Annotated in this window: 18 protein-coding genes; 9 read left to right on the top strand and 9 right to left on the bottom strand. The window is 67.2% G+C overall.

The annotated features are described in order from the left end of the window. Positions 1-4 precede the first annotated feature (4 nt). From ACFFU4_RS14080 to ACFFU4_RS14060, 5 genes are all read left to right on the top strand, one after another. Complete coding sequence (locus ACFFU4_RS14080) at positions 5-805, top strand: cytochrome c oxidase subunit 3 (protein WP_377070431.1); 801 nt, start codon at positions 5-7, stop codon at positions 803-805. A gap of 86 nt (positions 806-891) precedes the next feature. Further along, a complete protein-coding gene (locus ACFFU4_RS14075) occupies positions 892-1,575 on the top strand; it encodes an SURF1 family protein (RefSeq protein ID WP_377070430.1) in 684 nt (227 codons plus the stop codon). Beyond that, entirely contained in the window at positions 1,572-2,960 is a 1,389-nt protein-coding gene (thrC, locus tag ACFFU4_RS14070; protein WP_377070429.1) for a threonine synthase, read from the top strand. Before ACFFU4_RS14075 ends, thrC begins: the two co-directional genes overlap by 4 nt. Next, positions 2,957-4,219 (top strand): M16 family metallopeptidase, encoded by a 1,263-nt coding sequence (locus tag ACFFU4_RS14065; RefSeq protein WP_377070428.1) that lies wholly within the window; start codon positions 2,957-2,959, stop codon positions 4,217-4,219. Before thrC ends, ACFFU4_RS14065 begins: the two co-directional genes overlap by 4 nt. Then, entirely contained in the window at positions 4,219-4,806 is a 588-nt protein-coding gene (locus tag ACFFU4_RS14060) for a GNAT family N-acetyltransferase (RefSeq protein WP_377070427.1), read from the top strand. Before ACFFU4_RS14065 ends, ACFFU4_RS14060 begins: the two co-directional genes overlap by 1 nt. 43 nt (positions 4,807-4,849) lie before the next feature. Here ACFFU4_RS14060 and ACFFU4_RS14055 read toward each other — a convergent pair whose 3' ends face one another. Then, positions 4,850-5,545, bottom strand: a complete 696-nt coding sequence (locus tag ACFFU4_RS14055) for an FG-GAP repeat domain-containing protein (RefSeq protein ID WP_377070426.1) — start codon at positions 5,543-5,545, stop codon at positions 4,850-4,852. Between the two features lie 5 nt (positions 5,546-5,550). Further along, positions 5,551-5,874 (bottom strand): 2Fe-2S iron-sulfur cluster-binding protein, encoded by a 324-nt coding sequence (locus ACFFU4_RS14050; protein ID WP_377070425.1) that lies wholly within the window; start codon positions 5,872-5,874, stop codon positions 5,551-5,553. Between the two features lie 130 nt (positions 5,875-6,004). Between ACFFU4_RS14050 and ACFFU4_RS14045 the strand changes: the two genes are divergently transcribed. Next, complete coding sequence (locus ACFFU4_RS14045; protein WP_377070424.1) at positions 6,005-6,385, top strand: OB-fold nucleic acid binding domain-containing protein; 381 nt, start codon at positions 6,005-6,007, stop codon at positions 6,383-6,385. 41 nt (positions 6,386-6,426) lie between these two features. After that, the gene (locus tag ACFFU4_RS14040; RefSeq protein ID WP_377070423.1) at positions 6,427-6,939 is read left to right on the top strand and encodes a peptidoglycan-binding domain-containing protein; all 513 of its coding nucleotides are present in this window, start codon (positions 6,427-6,429) and stop codon (positions 6,937-6,939) included. A gap of 4 nt (positions 6,940-6,943) precedes the next feature. Here the strand turns inward: ACFFU4_RS14040 and ACFFU4_RS14035 are convergent, their stop codons facing one another. Further along, positions 6,944-7,759: an MBL fold metallo-hydrolase gene (locus ACFFU4_RS14035; protein WP_377070422.1), complete on the bottom strand. Its 816-nt coding sequence runs from the start codon at positions 7,757-7,759 to the stop codon at positions 6,944-6,946. Between the two features lie 140 nt (positions 7,760-7,899). On the opposite strand from ACFFU4_RS14035, the gene ACFFU4_RS14030 reads away from it, so the two are divergent. Then, positions 7,900-8,721 carry a cobalamin B12-binding domain-containing protein gene (locus ACFFU4_RS14030; RefSeq protein WP_377070421.1) on the top strand — a complete coding sequence of 274 codons (822 nt, stop codon included), beginning with the start codon at positions 7,900-7,902 and terminating at the stop codon, positions 8,719-8,721. 7 nt (positions 8,722-8,728) lie between these two features. Here ACFFU4_RS14030 and ACFFU4_RS14025 read toward each other — a convergent pair whose 3' ends face one another. Further along, positions 8,729-9,205, bottom strand: a complete 477-nt coding sequence (locus ACFFU4_RS14025) for a GNAT family N-acetyltransferase (RefSeq protein WP_377070420.1) — start codon at positions 9,203-9,205, stop codon at positions 8,729-8,731. Then, a complete protein-coding gene (purD, locus tag ACFFU4_RS14020) occupies positions 9,202-10,467 on the bottom strand; it encodes a phosphoribosylamine--glycine ligase (RefSeq protein WP_377070419.1) in 1,266 nt (421 codons plus the stop codon). Before purD ends, ACFFU4_RS14025 begins: the two co-directional genes overlap by 4 nt. An 83-nt stretch (positions 10,468-10,550) precedes the next feature. On the opposite strand from purD, the gene xseA reads away from it, so the two are divergent. Beyond that, positions 10,551-12,038: an exodeoxyribonuclease VII large subunit gene (gene xseA, locus ACFFU4_RS14015; RefSeq protein ID WP_377070418.1), complete on the top strand. Its 1,488-nt coding sequence runs from the start codon at positions 10,551-10,553 to the stop codon at positions 12,036-12,038. A gap of 16 nt (positions 12,039-12,054) precedes the next feature. Here xseA and ACFFU4_RS14010 read toward each other — a convergent pair whose 3' ends face one another. The 4 genes from ACFFU4_RS14010 to ugpB are packed head-to-tail and all read right to left on the bottom strand — an operon-like array spanning position 12,055 to position 16,195. Further along, the gene (locus ACFFU4_RS14010; protein ID WP_377070417.1) at positions 12,055-13,104 is read right to left on the bottom strand and encodes an ABC transporter ATP-binding protein; all 1,050 of its coding nucleotides are present in this window, start codon (positions 13,102-13,104) and stop codon (positions 12,055-12,057) included. A gap of 5 nt (positions 13,105-13,109) precedes the next feature. Further along, the gene (gene ugpE / locus ACFFU4_RS14005; protein WP_377070498.1) at positions 13,110-13,946 is read right to left on the bottom strand and encodes a sn-glycerol-3-phosphate ABC transporter permease UgpE; all 837 of its coding nucleotides are present in this window, start codon (positions 13,944-13,946) and stop codon (positions 13,110-13,112) included. A gap of 20 nt (positions 13,947-13,966) precedes the next feature. Then, positions 13,967-14,848, bottom strand: coding sequence for a sn-glycerol-3-phosphate ABC transporter permease UgpA (gene ugpA, locus ACFFU4_RS14000; RefSeq protein WP_377070416.1), 882 nt, complete (start codon positions 14,846-14,848; stop codon positions 13,967-13,969). Positions 14,849-14,887: 39 nt separating this feature from the next. Continuing rightward, complete coding sequence (gene ugpB / locus ACFFU4_RS13995; protein ID WP_377070415.1) at positions 14,888-16,195, bottom strand: sn-glycerol-3-phosphate ABC transporter substrate-binding protein UgpB; 1,308 nt, start codon at positions 16,193-16,195, stop codon at positions 14,888-14,890. Positions 16,196-16,298: the final 103 nt, after the last annotated feature.

Here is a 16,298-nt window from a genome sequence, read left to right as displayed (position 1 = left end):
CGAGATGGCACATACCAAGAACCACGATTACCATATCCTGCACCCCTCCATCTGGCCGCTGCTGGGCGCGCTGGCGGGGTTCGTCATGCTCTTCGGGGCGGTCCTGTTCTTCCACGATCATGGTCCGTGGATGTTTCTCGCCGGGCTGATCGGTGTGCTCTACGTCATGTTCGGCTGGTGGTCAGACGTGGTCCACGAGGGGCAGACCGGTGATCACACGCCTGTGGTGCGGATCGGGCTGCGCTATGGCTTCATCATGTTCATCATGTCGGAGGTGATGTTCTTTGCCGCGTGGTTCTGGAGCTTCTTCAAGCACGCCATGTACCCGATGGGTCCGGAAAGCCCGATCAAGGACGCGATCTGGCCGCCGGCGGGCATCGAGACCTTCGATCCGTGGCACCTGCCGCTGATCAACACGCTGATCCTGCTGTGCTCGGGCTGCGCCGCGACCTGGGCGCACCATGCGCTGGTGCACGAGAATAATCGCAAGGATGTGAAATGGGGCTTGATCATTGCCATCGCTCTGGGCGCGCTGTTCACATTTTTCCAGGCCTATGAATACAGCCATGCAGGCTTCGGCTTCTCCGGCAATATCTACGGGGCCAACTTCTTCATGGCCACGGGCTTTCACGGTGCGCATGTGATCATCGGCACGATCTTTCTCTTCGTCTGCCTGATGCGGGTGATGAAAGGGCATTTCACGCCCGAGCAACATGTCGGCTTCGAGGCTGCGGCGTGGTACTGGCACTTCGTCGATGTGGTCTGGCTGTTCCTGTTTGCCGCGGTTTACGTGTGGGGCGGCTGACGGAATCCCGGCCTGCAAGCGAGTATTTCTGGCAAGATGAAGATGCGGGGTTTTCCTTCCCCGCATTTTCCTTTTGAAGGCAAGGCATGCGGAAAAGCGTTGTGATCCCCCTGATTTTCGGCATCGCCGGTGTGGCGGTGCTGTTGGGGCTGGGCAAGTGGCAGCTTGACCGGCTGGCGTGGAAGGAGGGCATCCTCGCCGATATCGAGGCGCGCATTTCGGCCGCGCCGGTGGCGCTGCCCGATGACGCGGACCCCGAAGCCGACCGTTACCTGCCGGTGCGCGTGACCGGCGGGATGAGCGCACGCACGCTGCGGGTTCTGGTGAGCCGCAAGCAGGTGGGGGCGGGCTATCGCCTGATCTCGGCGCTGGATACCGGCACGCGGCGGGTGCTGCTGGATCGCGGGTTCATCAAGGTGGGGGAAGACATTCCCGCGCCGGCGGGGGCGGTGACGGTGACCGGCAACCTGCATTGGCCCGATGACCGGCTGAGTTCGACGCCCGAGAACGACGTGCCGGGCAACATGTGGTTCGCCCGCGATATCGCGCAGATGGCGGAGGTGCTGGGGACCGAGCCGCTGATGATCATCGCGCGCGAGCTGTCGCCGCCGGAACAGGGCGTGACGCCGCTGCCGGTAGACACGCGCGGCATTCCGAACGATCACCTCAATTATGCGATCACGTGGTTTTCGCTGGCCGCCATATGGGCCGCGATGACCGGGGCTTTCATCTGGCGGGGACGCCGCGCCGCGAAAGGGGCAGGGCAATGAGGTATATCTCGACGCGGGGGCAGGCACCCTCGCTCAGCTTTGAAGAGGCGATGCTGACTGGGCTGGCGCGCGATGGCGGGCTCTATCTGCCCGAAAGCATTCCGCAGATGAGCGCCGGGGATATCCGCGCGCTGGAGGGGGTGAGCTATGAGGAGGCCGCGTTCCGGGTGATGCGGCCGTTCATCGGCGATGCCTTTACCGATGACGAGTTCCGGGCGATCATCGCGCGGGCCTATGCGGGGTTCGGCCACGCGGCGCGGGCACCTTTGAAGCAGTTGGATAGCGGGCATTTCCTGTTGGAGCTGTTCCACGGCCCGACGCTGGCGTTCAAGGATTTCGCCATGCAGCTCATCGGGCAGCTTTTCGAGGCGTCATTGACGCGCTCGGGGCGGCGCGTGTGCATCGTGGGCGCGACGAGCGGCGACACCGGGTCGGCGGCGATCGAGGCGTTCCGGGGCCTGGATGCGGTGGACGTGTTCATCTTTTACCCACATGGCCGTGTGTCCGAGGTGCAGCGGCGGCAGATGACCACACCCGCCGAGGCCAATGTGCACGCGCTGGCCATCGACGGGCATTTCGACGACGCGCAGGCGCGCGTGAAGGACATGTTCAACGATTTCGAGTTTCGCGACGGCGTGCGGCTGGCGGGCGTGAACAGCATCAACTGGGCGCGGGTTCTGGCGCAGGTGGTGTATTATTTCACCTCTGCGGTGAGCCTCGGCGCGCCGGACCGCAAGGTGTCGTTCACCGTGCCCACGGGGAATTTCGGGGATATCTTCGCGGGCTATATCGCCAAGCAAATGGGGCTGCCCATCGACCGGCTGGTGGTGGCGACCAATCAGAACGATATCCTGCACCGGTGTCTGAGCAGCGGTGAGTATCGGCCCGACGGGGTTGCGCCGACGATCAGCCCGTCGATGGATATCCAGGTGTCATCGAATTTCGAGCGTGCGCTCTACTACGCCTACGGGCAGGACGGGCGCGCCGTGGGGCAGGTGATGGACGAGCTGAAATCGGGTGGTTTCGCGGTCAGTCAGGGGGCCTTGCAGGCGTTGCGCGAGGTGTTCGATTCGGGGCGCGCGGGTGAGGACGAGACCCGCGCCGCGATCCGTGCCACCTGGGAGCGCAGCGGCGAATTGCTCTGTCCGCACAGCGCCGTGGGCGTGCATGTGGCCGACGCGCATCGCCGTCCCGGCGTGCCGATGATCACGCTCGCCACCGCGCACCCGGCGAAGTTTCCGGCGGCGGTGGAAGAGGCGAGCGACGTTCACGCCCCCTTGCCCGAGCGCATGGCGGACCTGTATGACCGCGCAGAACGCGTGACACGGGTCGGCAACGACCTGCGCGCCATAGAGACCCTGATCAAGGAACGGATTGCCAATTGAGTGTCAACCTGACCACCCTCCCCAACGGATTCCGCGTCGTCACCGAGGCCATGCCGGGGCTGCAATCGGCCGCCGTGGGCGTCTGGGTTCTGGCCGGTGCGCGCCACGAGGAGGCGCAACAGAACGGCATTGCGCATTTCCTCGAACACATGGCGTTCAAGGGCACGGCGCGGCGCAGCGCGGTGCAGATCGCCGAGGCGATCGAGGACGTGGGCGGCTATATCAACGCATATACCTCGCGCGAGGTGACGGCCTATTACGCGCGGGTGCTCAAGGAGGATGTCGGCCTCGCGACCGACGTGCTGGCCGATATCCTGCGCAACCCGGCCTTTGACGCCCGCGAGATCGAGGTGGAGCGCGGCGTGATCCTGCAGGAGATCGGGCAGGCGCTCGATACGCCCGACGACATCATCTTTGACTGGTTGCAGGAGCGCGCCTATCCCGATCACCCGCTGGGCCGCACGATCCTGGGCCCCGAGGAGCGGGTGCGCGGCTTTGACCGACCGGATCTGGAGGGGTTCGTGGACCGCCATTACCGGCCCGGTCAGATGGTGCTCTCTGCCGCCGGAGCGGTGGATCACGATGCGCTGGTGCGGCTGGCCGAGGAGATGTTCGGCGACATGGCTTCCGCGCCGGTGGCCGAGCCACCGCGTGCGCGGTTCAAGGGCGGCGAGGTGAGGCGCGAGAAGGCGCTGGAGCAGGCGCATATGGCGCTGGCCTTCGAGGGGCCGGATTACGCCCATGACGATATCCACGCGGCGCAGATCTATGCCACCGCGCTCGGTGGCTCGATGTCGTCGCGGCTGTTCCAGGAGGTGCGCGAGCGGCGTGGGCTGTGCTACACGATCTTTGCCCAGGCCGGGGCCTATGCCGATACCGGCATGATGACGATCTATGCCGGCACTTCTGCCGAGGCGGCGGGCGAGCTTGGCGGGATCACCATCGACGAGATGAAGCGCGCCGCCGGGGACATGAGCGTCGCCGAGGTGGAGCGCGCGCGCGTGCAGATGAAAGCGGGGCTGTTGATGGGGCTGGAAAGCCCCGGTAACCGTGCCGAGCGGCTGGCGCGGATGCTGCAGATCTGGGGTCGGGTGCCGGAGGTGGCCGAGGTGGTGGAGCGGATCGACGCGGTCACGCTCGGGGATGTGCGGCGGGTGGCCGAGACCACGGTGGCGCGGGCGCCTTCGGCGCTGGCGCTCTATGGGCCGGTGGCAGGGGCTGCGGACCTCGCCAGCCTCGATGCGCGGCGCGCGGCCTGATGTTTCTCCTGCCGCGGCGGTCGGTCAGGATCGAGACCGGGCGTCTGACCCTGCGCCAGCCGGTGATGGCGGATTTCCGGGACTGGAGCGGCTTGCGCGCCGAGAGTGCCGATTTCCTCATCCCGTGGGAGCCTGCTTGGGCCCCCGATCACCTGTCGCGCAAGGGGTTTTCCAACCGGGTTTGGTGGGCGCAGCGGGCGATAGCCGGGGGCAGTGCGCTGCCGCTGTTCCTGATACGGCGCGAGGACGGGGTACTTCTGGGGGCGATCACGCTCGACAACATCCGTCGCGGACCGGCGCAATCGGGCAATCTCGGCTACTGGATCGGTGCGCCGCACGCGCGGCAGGGCTACATGGCCGAGGCCATTACCGGGATGGTGCATCACGCCTTTGGGCGGCTCGACCTGAGCCGGATCGAGGCCGCCTGCCTGCCCGAGAACGCGGCGTCGCGGGGGCTCTTGGAGAAATGCGGCTTCAAGTACGAGGGCGTGGCGCAGAGCTATCTTCAGATCAACGGGCGCTGGCGGACCCATGTGCTTTATGCCGCGCTGCGGGCAGACCGGCGTGGGCGAACCGACGCGGGGTGACGCAATGGGTGAGCGGCCTTGGGTATTTGAGGCAGGAAGAAGATCAGGGGCAGGCGAGCGCTGCGGCGAGGCTGTCGGGGCCGACATAGGGGCCGATGGGGGCGCTCAAGACCCTGTCGCCGACAAGGCGTGTGGCTACGATCTGTGACCAGCCTGACACTGCCGTGATCATCTCGGGAAATTCGCCGCAGTGGCGGATGCCGCCGGGGATGAAATCCCAGCCGATCTTGTGGTTGGTGAGGCCGCTTGCATCGGCCACCCGGGTCAGCGCGCCGTCGCGGAAGCGCCAGACCCGCAGCACCTGCGCGAGATGCGGGCGGTCGATATAGGCGATTTCCATGTGCCCGTCGCCGTCGAGATCGGCGGCACCCACCGGGGCGAGCCAGCGGTTGCGCCTGCCGATATGCGGTGTGGCGGCGATGCGGCCCCCGGGGCCATGGATGGCGAGGCGCGCGCCGTGGCGCAGGCTCGATTCCACCACGATCACCTCGGGCGTGCCGTCGCCGTCGAGGTCGGCGAGGCGGGGGGCGATATCCTCGAAGACGAGGGTTTCGGGCAGGGTGACGCGGCGGGTGGTGCCGTCGTCGAGGGTGAGCAGCATTGCGCCCCATTCGCCGCCCGCGCCCAGCACCCGGTGGCCGTAGCGGTCGGCGGGGTCGGCATAGCGGGCCACGGTGATTGCCTGCGCCGCCGCCAGCCCCGGCAGCAGCAGCGCGGCGATCAGGGCGAGGCCGCGCATGGCGATCAGATCTGGCGCTCGGGCATCTGCACCACCAGACCGTCGAGGGCGTCGCTCACCTTGAGCTGGCAGGTCAGTCGCGAGCGTTTCGGGTCGGGCTCGTAGGCGAAATCGAGCATGTCCTCTTCCATGTCCTCGCGCGCGGGAAGCTTGTCCACCCAGGCGGGATCGACATAGACATGGCAGGTCGAGCAGGCGCAGGCACCGCCGCAATCGGCCTCGATGCCCGGGATGCCGTTGTCGCGCGCGCCCTCCATCACCGTCAGACCGGTGGCCACCTCGACCTCGTGGCGCGTGCCGTTGTGCTCGATATAGGTGATCTTCGCCATGATGCGGGATTCTCCTCTGACAGCAGTTCAGAAGGCTACGTAGTCAACCGCCTGCCCAGAGGCCAGCCCCATTTGCCGCGCACCGGGAAAAAGAGTTGCAGGCGCGGGCATCCGTTCTATTTTTGTTCTCATGATCGTCCACCCGCCCCACCCGCCCCACCCGCCCGACGCGCTTGTCGCCGCCCGCCTGCCAGAGGTGCCGGCGGGGGGGCGCGTGGCGGTGGCGGGGCTGGTGATCCTGCGGCAGCGGCCGGGCACGGCGAGCGGCGTGGTGTTTCTCACGCTCGAGGACGAGACCGGGGTGGTCAATGTCATCGTCTGGCGCACGCTGTTCGAGCGGTTCCGCCGTGCGGTGATCGCCGGGCGGCTCTTGCGGGTGACGGGCCGGGTCGAGCGGCAGGCGGGGGTGATGCACCTCGTGGCCGAGGTGATCGAGGACATCTCGGAGATGCTCGACCGGCTGGCGGATGCCGGTTCTGCGCCGCTTCCCCCGCCGGGGGAAACCGGCTAGGCTCGGCCCCGACAGCCCCGATCCGGACCGATCCACCGCCCATGCCCCGCCGCTCGTCTCCCGCCGCCGCGCTGATCCTCGCGCTCGCCGCCTGTCAGCCCGTGTCGCAGGTGCCCGGCGGCCCGCCGCCGGGCCTTGCAGAGGCCCCGCCCGGCGCGCCGCCCGGCACCTGCTGGGGCAGGCAGGTCTCACCCGCGGTGGTGGAGACCGTCACCGAGCAGGTGCAGACCGCCCCCGCCGTCACCGCGCCCGACGGGCGCGTGATCGCGCCTGCGCGCTATGCCACCGAAACGCGGCAGGCGATCGTCGAGGAACGGCGCGTGCGCTGGATCGAGACGCCCTGCCCGGCGGTGCAGACCCCCGATTTCATCGCCTCGCTGCAACGCGCGCTGATCGCGCGGGCGCTGCATACCGGGCCGGTGACGGGGCGGACGGATAAGCGGACCCGTGCCGCGATCCGACGCTATCAGGCGGCGCGTGGGCTTGACAGCGATATCCTGTCGCTGAAGAGCGCGCGGGAGCTGGGCCTTGTCGCGCTGCCGCGCCCGGAGTGAGGCGTCACTCGTCCGTGCGGAGCCAGGCCGGGCGCAGCACCAGGATGGTCGGCCGCTCGGGCAGGCTGCGCAGCGAGACCTCGATCTCGCTGGTGCCGGGGCGCTCGATCGCGAAGCTGCCCTCCATGCCCGAAAGGAACCGCTCGAGCCCGGCATCGGTGAACCAGTGCATCGGTATGACGATGCTGGCCTCCATCCTGCGCAGCACCGCCATCACGCTGTCGAGCGCCATGGTGTAGCCGCCATCCACCGGTGCCATGACCACGTCCATCCGCCCGAGGGCTGCGTATTGGTCCTCGGCCGGTTCGTGGTGCAGGTGGCCCAGATGGGCGATGCACAGCCCCTCGGCCTCGAATACGAAGATCGAGTTGCCAGCCGGTTCGCGCCCGTCGCTGCCCAGCCGGATATCGGTGGAGACGTTGCGGATGAGCATCGCGCCGAGATCGAGATGATGGTCCACCCCCTCGCCGAACTCGCCCCAGCCGCGCAGGACATGGGGGACCGCCGGATCGGGGTTGGTGGTGAAATGCGTGGAATGGGCATGGTTCATGGTTACCACGTCGGGGGTGAAGGGCGCGCTGCCGAGAAAGCCCGCGTAATCCGTCACCGCCGACAGCCCGCCAGCCTGGATCAGGAACGAGGCGTGGGTGACGTAGCGGATGCGCACCGTGTGATCGGGCAGCGGATCGCGGTAGCCGGCTTTGTGCAGGTATTGCAGCCCCGGCGCGGAATCGGCGAGGGCGATGCAATGGCTGGGGCGGCGCTCCTGCGCGGTGGCAGTGGTGGCGAGCAGGAGCAGGGCAAGGATAAGTCGGATCATGGCGCGTCTCCTCTGGTCCGCGCAGGACATAGCACGGTTTGACGCGGCGTCAGCACCGGCTCGCCGCTTGCTGCACCTGCATGGTCACGGGCTTGTGCGAATCGAACTGTCACGTATTGTTGACAGCAGGGAGGAACATCATGGACAACCTCGATGTGGCGTTCGACTCTGAGTTGTTCACGCGGACGGCGTCGCGCTTTGTTCTGAAGCGCAAGATGTTTGCGCCTGACGCCGTCGAGGCGCTGGCGGGCGATGTATTGCGGCGTCTCGCCGGGACGGCGCCGGGACAGGGGGCTCTTGGACCCCTCGAAATCCGGGATGCGGATATCGACGATTTCTGTGCGGCGCTGGTCCGGCCCGGTCCCGAGGCCGCCCTGCGATATATCGAGGCGCGGCGTGCCGAGGGGGTGACGCGGATGGGCGTCTACCTGGGCTATATCGGTGCCGCCGCGCGGCGGCTGGGCGAGGGGTGGGAGCGCGACGCGTATTCCTTTCTCGACGTCACCACCGGCACCGGGCATCTCTATGCCCTGATGCGCGCACTGCGCGCCGAGCGCCTCCCCGGTGCCGCTCCGTTCGACACGCGGCGTCATGCGCTCTTTGCCACCGTGCCGGGCGAGGACCACAGCATCGGCATCACCGTTGCCGCCGACATGTTCCGCGAGCGCGGCTGGGAGATCGACCTTGTGACCGGGGCCGGCCACGAGGCCCTCATCGCGCATGTCGAGCGCAGCGCGCCGCGCATCATCGGTCTGTCGCTGACCACATCGGCGCGTCTTGACGCGCTGGCGCGGCTGGTCGTGGCGATGCGGCTCGCCGCCCCCGAGGCGATCATCGGCGTCGCCCCGACCGAAGGGCTCGACGGTGACAGGGTGGTCGAGGTCGTGGATATCGATATGTTGTTTGGCGGCGCGGTGTCGGCCTGCGCCGACCTGGAGCGGATGATCGACGCGCGCGGCTGAGCGCCCGTCAGCCCACCGCGCGCCGCATCGTGACCGAGGTGGGGCGCTCATACCCGTCATGTGCGATTTCGCCCGTCTTGACGAAACCCATCTTCGCGAAGGCCATGTGGTTTTCCACCAATTCCACGCGGACCTGTATTTCCACCGTCTCGCGGCCCAGGGCGCGGGCACGGTCTACGGCGTGCTCGACCAGCCGCGCGGCAAGACCCTGTCCGCGCCACGGCGCATCGACCGCAAGCTTGCCCAGATATAGACACTCCGCCTGCGGGATCAGGAACACGCAGGCCACCGGCGGGGTTCCGATGATCCAGACCTCGCCCTCGCGCGCCTGCCGGTCGATGGCCTCTTCCGTCAGGCGGTGCATCGAGGAGGGCGGGTCGATCCGGCCTTCCATCGACGCAAAGCATCGGCGGATCAGCTCCAGGATCGCCTTGGCCTGCCCGCCCTCGGGATAGGCTTGGCGCGGGACCGTGTCGAGCGTCATTTCAACGCGCGCCAGCCGATATCGCGGCGGCAGAAACCCTCGGGCCAGTCGAGACGGTCCACCAGGGCATAGGCGCGGTCCGCCGCTTCGCGCAAGCTGTGACTGCGCGCCGTCGCCGCCAGCACGCGTCCGCCGCTGGCCACGAATTGCCCGCCCTTGCGCGCCGTGCCGGCGTGGAATACCTGATGAAAGCTGTCCTCGGGGCAGTCCTCCAGCCCGGCGATGACGCTGCCCTTCTCGTAGGTGCCGGGATAGCCCCGTGCCGCCAGCACCACGGTCAAGGCGTGATCGTCGGCCCAGTTGACCGTGCACCCCGCAAGCCGCCCCTCGGCGGTGGCCTGCATCAGGTCGAGCGCCTGCCCGCCGAGCCGCATCATCAGGGCCTGGCATTCCGGGTCGCCGAAACGCACGTTGAATTCCACCAGCCGGGGCGCGCCGTCCGCGATCATCAGCCCCACGAACAGCACGCCGCTATAGGGCGTGCCGCGCCGGGCCATCTCGGCCAGCACGGGGCGCACGATCTCGTCCAGGGCCCGTTGCGTGACCGCGTCGGTCATCACCGGGGCGGGGGAATAGGCCCCCATGCCGCCAGTGTTGGGGCCGGTGTCGCCCTCGCCCGCGCGCTTGTGGTCCTGCGCGGTGCCGATGGGCAGCGCCGTCTCGCCGTCGCACAGGACGAAGAAGCTGGCTTCTTCCCCGGTCATGAACTCCTCGATCACCACCTCGGCCCCGGCCTCGCCGAAGGCGCCGCCGAACATCTCGTCAACCGCGTCGAGCGCCTGTGCCTCGGTCTCGGCCACGATCACGCCCTTGCCGGCGGCGAGACCGTCGGCCTTGACCACGATGGGCGCGCCCTGCGCCTGAACGTAGGCGCGGGCTGCCTCGGCCTCGGTGAAATGGGCATGGGCGGCCGTGGGCGCGCCCGCCGCCGCGCAGATTTCCTTGGTGAAGCTCTTGGATGCCTCGAGCCGCGCGGCTTCCTGCGAGGGGCCGAAGACGCTGATGCCCGCCTCGCGCAGCCGGTCGGCCACCCCGGCGGCGAGCGGGGCCTCGGGGCCGATGATGACGAAATCCACGGACTCGACCTCGCAGAAGGTGGCCACGGCGCCGCCGTCGTCGATGTCGAGCGACGCGCATTCGGCGATCTGCGCGATCCCGGCATTGCCGGGTGCCACGATCAGCCGGTCGCATTTGGGGTTCTGTAGCGCCGCCCAGGCCAGCGCATGCTCGCGCCCGCCGCCGCCCAGAATGAGGATGTTCATCGCCCGCACCTCCTTGGCCTCGCCTGCGCCGCGTTCTAGGGTGGCAGTCAGGCAGACACAAGGCGGTGAGAAGGCGGCGGCGCATGAGCGACCTGATCGAGGAGGAGGGCCCGCGCGGCAACCTGCCCGAGATGTCGGTGTCGGAGATTTCCGGCGCGGTCAAGCGGGTGATCGAGGGCGAATTCGGCCGCGTGCGGGTGCGCGGCGAGTTGGGTCGCATCGCACGCCCGCGCTCGGGGCACGTCTATCTTGATCTCAAGGACGACCGCTCGGTTCTGGCGGGGGTGATCTGGAAAGGGGTGGCCGGGCGGCTCGGCGTGCAGCCCGAGGAGGGGATGGAGGTGGTGGCGACCGGGCGGCTGACCACCTTCGGCGGCCAATCGCGTTACCAGATGGTAATCGAGGAGATGGTGCCCGCAGGCGAAGGCGCACTGATGGCGATGCTGGAGAAACGCCGCAAGGCACTGGCCGCCGAGGGGCTGTTCGACGCCGGCCGCAAGCGATCGCTGCCCTATCTGCCGGAGGTGATTGGCGTGGTCACTTCGCCGTCCGGGGCAGTGATTCGCGACATCCTGCACCGCCTGCGCGAACGGTTCCCGCGCAAGGTACTGATCTGGCCCGTCGCCGTGCAGGGCGAGCGCTGTGCGCCCGAGGTCGCGCGCGCGATTCGCGGCTTCAACGCGCTGATGACCGGCGGCGCGCTGCCGCGGCCCGACCTGATCATCGTGGCGCGCGGCGGCGGATCGGTGGAAGATCTGTGGGGTTTCAACGACGAGGATGTGGTGCGCGCGGCTGCCGACAGTGCGATCCCGCTTGTCTCGGCGGTGGGGCACGAGACCGACACCACGCTTATCGACCACGCCTCCGACAAGCGCGCGCCGACGCCCACGGCGGCGGCGGAACTGGCGGTGCCGGTACGGCGCGACCTGCTGGCCTGGCTCGAGGGGCAGGGCGCGCGGCTGGTGCACGCGCAGGGGCAGGCGGTCGGGCTGCGCGAGCAGCGGCTGCGCGATCTGGCGCGCGCGCTGCCCCGGCCGGAGACGCTGATCGAGGGGGCGCGGCAGCGGCTCGATACATGGGGCGAGCGGCTGCCCGCAGCGCTCATCCGGTCGGTGCAGATGCGCCGGGTGCGGCTGTCGGAGGCGGCGGGCGCGCTGCGCCCGTCGCTCCTGCGCCGCGCGCTGGTGGGTGAGCGACGGCGGCTGGCGGGCACCGCCGCGCGGCTCAATATCGGCGCGCTGGAGCGCGAGACGGCGCAGAAGCGGCGCGATCTGGGCCGGGTGGCGCAGCGCCTCGCCGAGGCGGGACGGCGCGACCTCGCGGCGCGGCATGACCGGCTGGACGCGCTCGACAGGCTGCGCGAGACGTTGGGCTATCGCGCGACGTTGGCACGCGGCTATGCGGTGGTGCGCGCAGGCGGCACGCTGGTGACGACGCGGGCGGCGGCGGCGGCGGCGCGGGCGCTGGAGATCGAGTTCGCCGATGGCACGCTGGCGGTCGGCGATGCGCCCGCGCCGCGCAAACCGGGCAAACCCAAGGAGCCGCCGGAGGGGCAGGGCAGCCTTTTCTGATGATGCGCGCGGGCGGTCAGCCCAGCCGGGCCCCGGTGTTGCGGTCGAAGACGTGCATGTTGCCGGGCACGATCGAGAGGCGAAGCGTCTCGCGCCCATGCCCGGCGTGGTGGACGCCCGGCAAGCTTGCGGTAAAGTTCTGTCCGCCCGCGAGCCTGCCGTGCAGCAGCGTGTTGGCCCCCAGCGGCTCGGCCAGCAGCACCTCCATCGCGATCGCGCCGTCGGGATCGGGCGTCAGATGCTCGGGGCGCAGCCCGAGCATGACGGGGCCTGAGACGCGGCTAGGATTGGGCAGGGCCATGTCACCGACATGCAGCGCGCCGTCGCGGCCCTCGGCCTCGACCACGTTCATCGACGGGCTGCCGATGAACTGCGCGGCGAATAGGCTCGCGGGACGTTCATAGACATCGAGCGGCGTGCCGATCTGCTCGGCGATCCCTTCGTTCATCACGATCATCCGGTCGGCCATGGTCATCGCCTCGACCTGATCGTGGGTCACGTAAAGCGACGTGATCCCCAGTTTCGCCTGCAACTCGCGGATCTCCAGCCGCATCTGCACCCGCAGCTTGGCGTCGAGATTCGACAGCGGCTCGTCGAACAGGAACACCTTCGGCGCGCGCACGATGGCGCGGCCCATGGCGACGCGCTGCCGCTGCCCGCCCGAGAGCTGTTTCGGCTTGCGGTCAAGCAGTTCGGTCAGTTGCAAGAGCTCCGCCGCGTCCTGCACCTTGGCGGCGATCTCCGCCTTGGGCAGCCCCGCGATCCGCAGGCCATAGCCCATGTTCTGCGCCACGCTCATATGCGGGTAGAGCGCGTAATTCTGGAACACCATGGCAATGTCGCGGTCCATCGGCTCAAGGTCATTGGCGCGGGTGCCGCCGATGCGCAACTCGCCCTCGGTGATCGTCTCCAGCCCCGCCACCATGCGCAACAGCGTGGACTTGCCACAGCCCGACGGCCCGACGATGACGATAAACTCACCATCCGCCACATCGACGCTCACGCCCTTGATCACCTCCGTGGGGCCAAAGCGTTTCCTGATATCGTCCAGTTCTACGGTTGCCATGTCGCCTATTTCTCGCTGTCCACAAGGCCGCGGATAAAGAGTTTCTGCATCGAGATGACCACCACCACCGGCGGGATCATCGCAAGGATCGAGGTGGCCATGATAACCGGCCAGTCGGCCACGTCATCGCCCGACGGGAACATCTGCTTGATGCCCATCACGATGGTGTTCATCGACGGGTCGGTGGTGATCAGCAGCGGCCAGAGGTATTGGTTCCAGCCATAGATGAAGAGGATCACGAAGAGCGCTGCGATATTGGTGCGGCTCATCGGCAAGAGGATATCCCAGAAGAACCGCATCGGGCGCGCCCCGTCCACCCGCGCGGCCTCGGCCAATTCATCCGGCACCGTGAGGAAGAATTGCCGGAAGAGGAAGGTCGCGGTGGCCGAGGCAATGAGCGGAAAGATCAGCCCCGAATAGCTGTTGAGCATGCCGAACCCCGCGATCACCTCATAGGTGGGCACGATGCGCACCTCGACGGGCAGCATCAGTGTGATGAAAATCAGCCAGAAGAACAGATTGCGCGCCGGAAAGCGGAAATAGACGATGGCGAAGGCCGATAGCAGCGAGATGATGATCTTGCCCACGGCGATCCCCACCGCCATGATCAATGAGTTGCCCAGCATCACCGCCACTGGGACGTTGACGCCCGAGACGAGCGCGGCGGTGTAGTTCTCGATGAACTGATCGCCCGGCCAGACCGGCATCGGCGGCTGCACGATCTCGGGCTGTGAGACGGTCGAGGCGACAAAGGCGAGCCAGATCGGGAAGAAGATCACCAGCACGCCCGCGATCATCACCAGATGGGTGAGCCACAGGCCAAAGCCGCGCTTTTCGACCATGCCTGTGATCTCGGTTGCCATCAGTAATGCACCCGTTTCTCGATATACTTGAATTGCAGCACCGTCAGCAGGCCCACGACCACGAGCAGGATCACCGATTGCGCCGCTGATGATCCCAGATCCTGCCCGACGAACCCGTCGGAGAACACCTTGTAGACGAGGATCGTCGTGGCCTGTTGCGGCCCGCCGGAGGTGATGGTGTGGATGACCCCGAACGTCTCGAAGAAGGCATAGACGATGTTCACGACCAGCAGAAAGAAGGTGGTGGGCGACAGCAGCGGCAGCACGATGGTGAAGAACCGCCGCCAGAACCGCGCGCCGTCGATCGCCGCCGCCTCGATGATCGAGCGGGGGACGGCCTGCAATGCGGCGAAGAAAAACAGGAAGTTGTAACTGATCCGCCCCCAGGCGGATGCGACGACGACCAATCCCATCGCCTCGCCCTCATTGAGGACATGGTTCCAGTCATAGCCCAACTGCCCCAGATACCACGCCACCACGCCCACCCGCGTGTTGAACATGAAGAGCCACAGGACCCCCGCGACCGCCGGGGCCACCGCGTAAGGCCAGATCAGCAGCGTCCGGTAGACGCCCGCCGATTTCACCAGTCGGTCGGCCATCACCGCCAGAAACAGCGCCGGAATCATCGCCGCGAGAGTGACCAGCGTGGAAAAGATCGCGGTGGTGATGAAGGAGGAGCGGTAATAGGGATCGCCGAGCAGATATTCGAAATTTTCCAGCCCGACGAATTGTGACGACAGACCGAACGGGTCGGGGATGAACAGCGATTGCCACACCGCCTGTCCGGCGGGATAGAAGAAGAACACCGCAGAGATGAATACCTGCGGCGCGATCAGGCAGAGCGGCAGAAGCCAGCCCTTGAAGGTGACGCGTTTTTCCATGCGGGGTTAGGGGGCGGTCACCCGCCCCCTTTTCAACCATTAATTGCTGGCGCGCTCGAAGCGGCGCAGCAGTTGGTTGCCGCGCTCGACTGCGGAATCAAGTGCCGCCTGCGCGTCCTTGTCGCCGGACCAGACCGCCTCCAACTCTTCGTCGATAATGCCGCGGATCTGATCGAAGGAGCCGAGCCGCAAGCCCTTGGAATTGGCCGTGGGCGTGTTGGTCGTCATTTGCTTCACGGCCACGTCGGTGCCGGGGTTTTCCTTGTAAAAGCCCTGCTCGCGAGTCAGCTCGCCCGCCGCCGTGGTGATCGGCAGATATCCGGTGTCCTGGTGCCATTTGGCCTGGATCTCGGGCGACGACAGGAAGTTGAGGAAGGCCCCCGCCGCCTCGTATTCCGCCGGATCATGCCCTTCCATCACCCAGAGCGACGCGCCGCCGATGATGGTGTTCTGCGGCGCGCCCTCGACGCCATCCCAATAGGGCAGCGGGCGGACGTCGAAATCGAACTTTGCCTCGGACTTGATGCCCGCATAGCCCGCCGAGCTTTCGGTGAAGAGCGCGCATTCCCCGGCGCGGAAATTGGCCCCGCCCTCGTTGCGGCGACCGGCATAGATGAACTTGCCCTCGTCGGCCCATTCGCCCATTTGCGCGATATGCTGTACCTGCACCGGGCCGTTGAAGGCCAGTTCGGTATCGAGCCCGGCAAAGCCGTTGTCCTGCGTGGCAAACGGCACATCGTGATAGGCCGACAGGTTTTCGAGGTGAATCCAGCTCTGCCAGGCGGTCGTGAGCGGGCAATCGTGGCCTGCCTCGGCCAGTTGATCCAGAACCGCATCGACATTCTGCCAGGTGCTCAGGTCGGTGTCGGGGTCGATGCCCGCACCTTCGAGCGCGTCACGGTTGACCCACAGCACCGGGGTGGAGGAGTTGAACGGCAGCGACAGCATCTGCCCGTCGGTGGTGGTGTAATAACCCTTCACCGCGCCGATATAGGCGTCGGGGTCGAAGTCATCCCCGGCCATTACCTCGTAGACCGGCTTGATCGCGCCCTTGGCCCCCATCATCGTGGCGGTGCCCACCTCGAACACCATCAGGATATGCGGCTGCTCACCGGCGCGAAAGGCGGCGATTCCGGCATTGAGCGTCTCGGAATAGTTGCCCTTGTGGGTGGCGTTGACCGTATAGTCGCTCTGGCTCTCGTTGAACGTTTCGACCTGCTCGGCCACCAACTCTCCCAGGCGCCCCGTGAAGGCGTGCCAGAACTGGATTTCGGTCTGGGCCGTCGCGGCGAGCGGCGACAACGCGGTGGTGGCGGCCAGAAGCGCGCCAAATGCCGATTTCTGCATGGTATCCTCTCCCGATAAAACGAACGCAATCGAACATGCTCTGCCGTCCGCAGCGATCACGCAGGATGTAGAATGGAACATCAAGCCTGATTGGGCAAATGTT

The sequence above is a fragment of the Roseovarius ramblicola genome, from assembly GCF_042430665.1.
GTDB classification, from domain to species: domain Bacteria; phylum Pseudomonadota; class Alphaproteobacteria; order Rhodobacterales; family Rhodobacteraceae; genus Roseovarius; species Roseovarius ramblicola.
The sequence above is the reverse complement of the archived record's forward strand: the minus strand, read 5'-3'. Positions and strand labels throughout refer to the sequence as shown.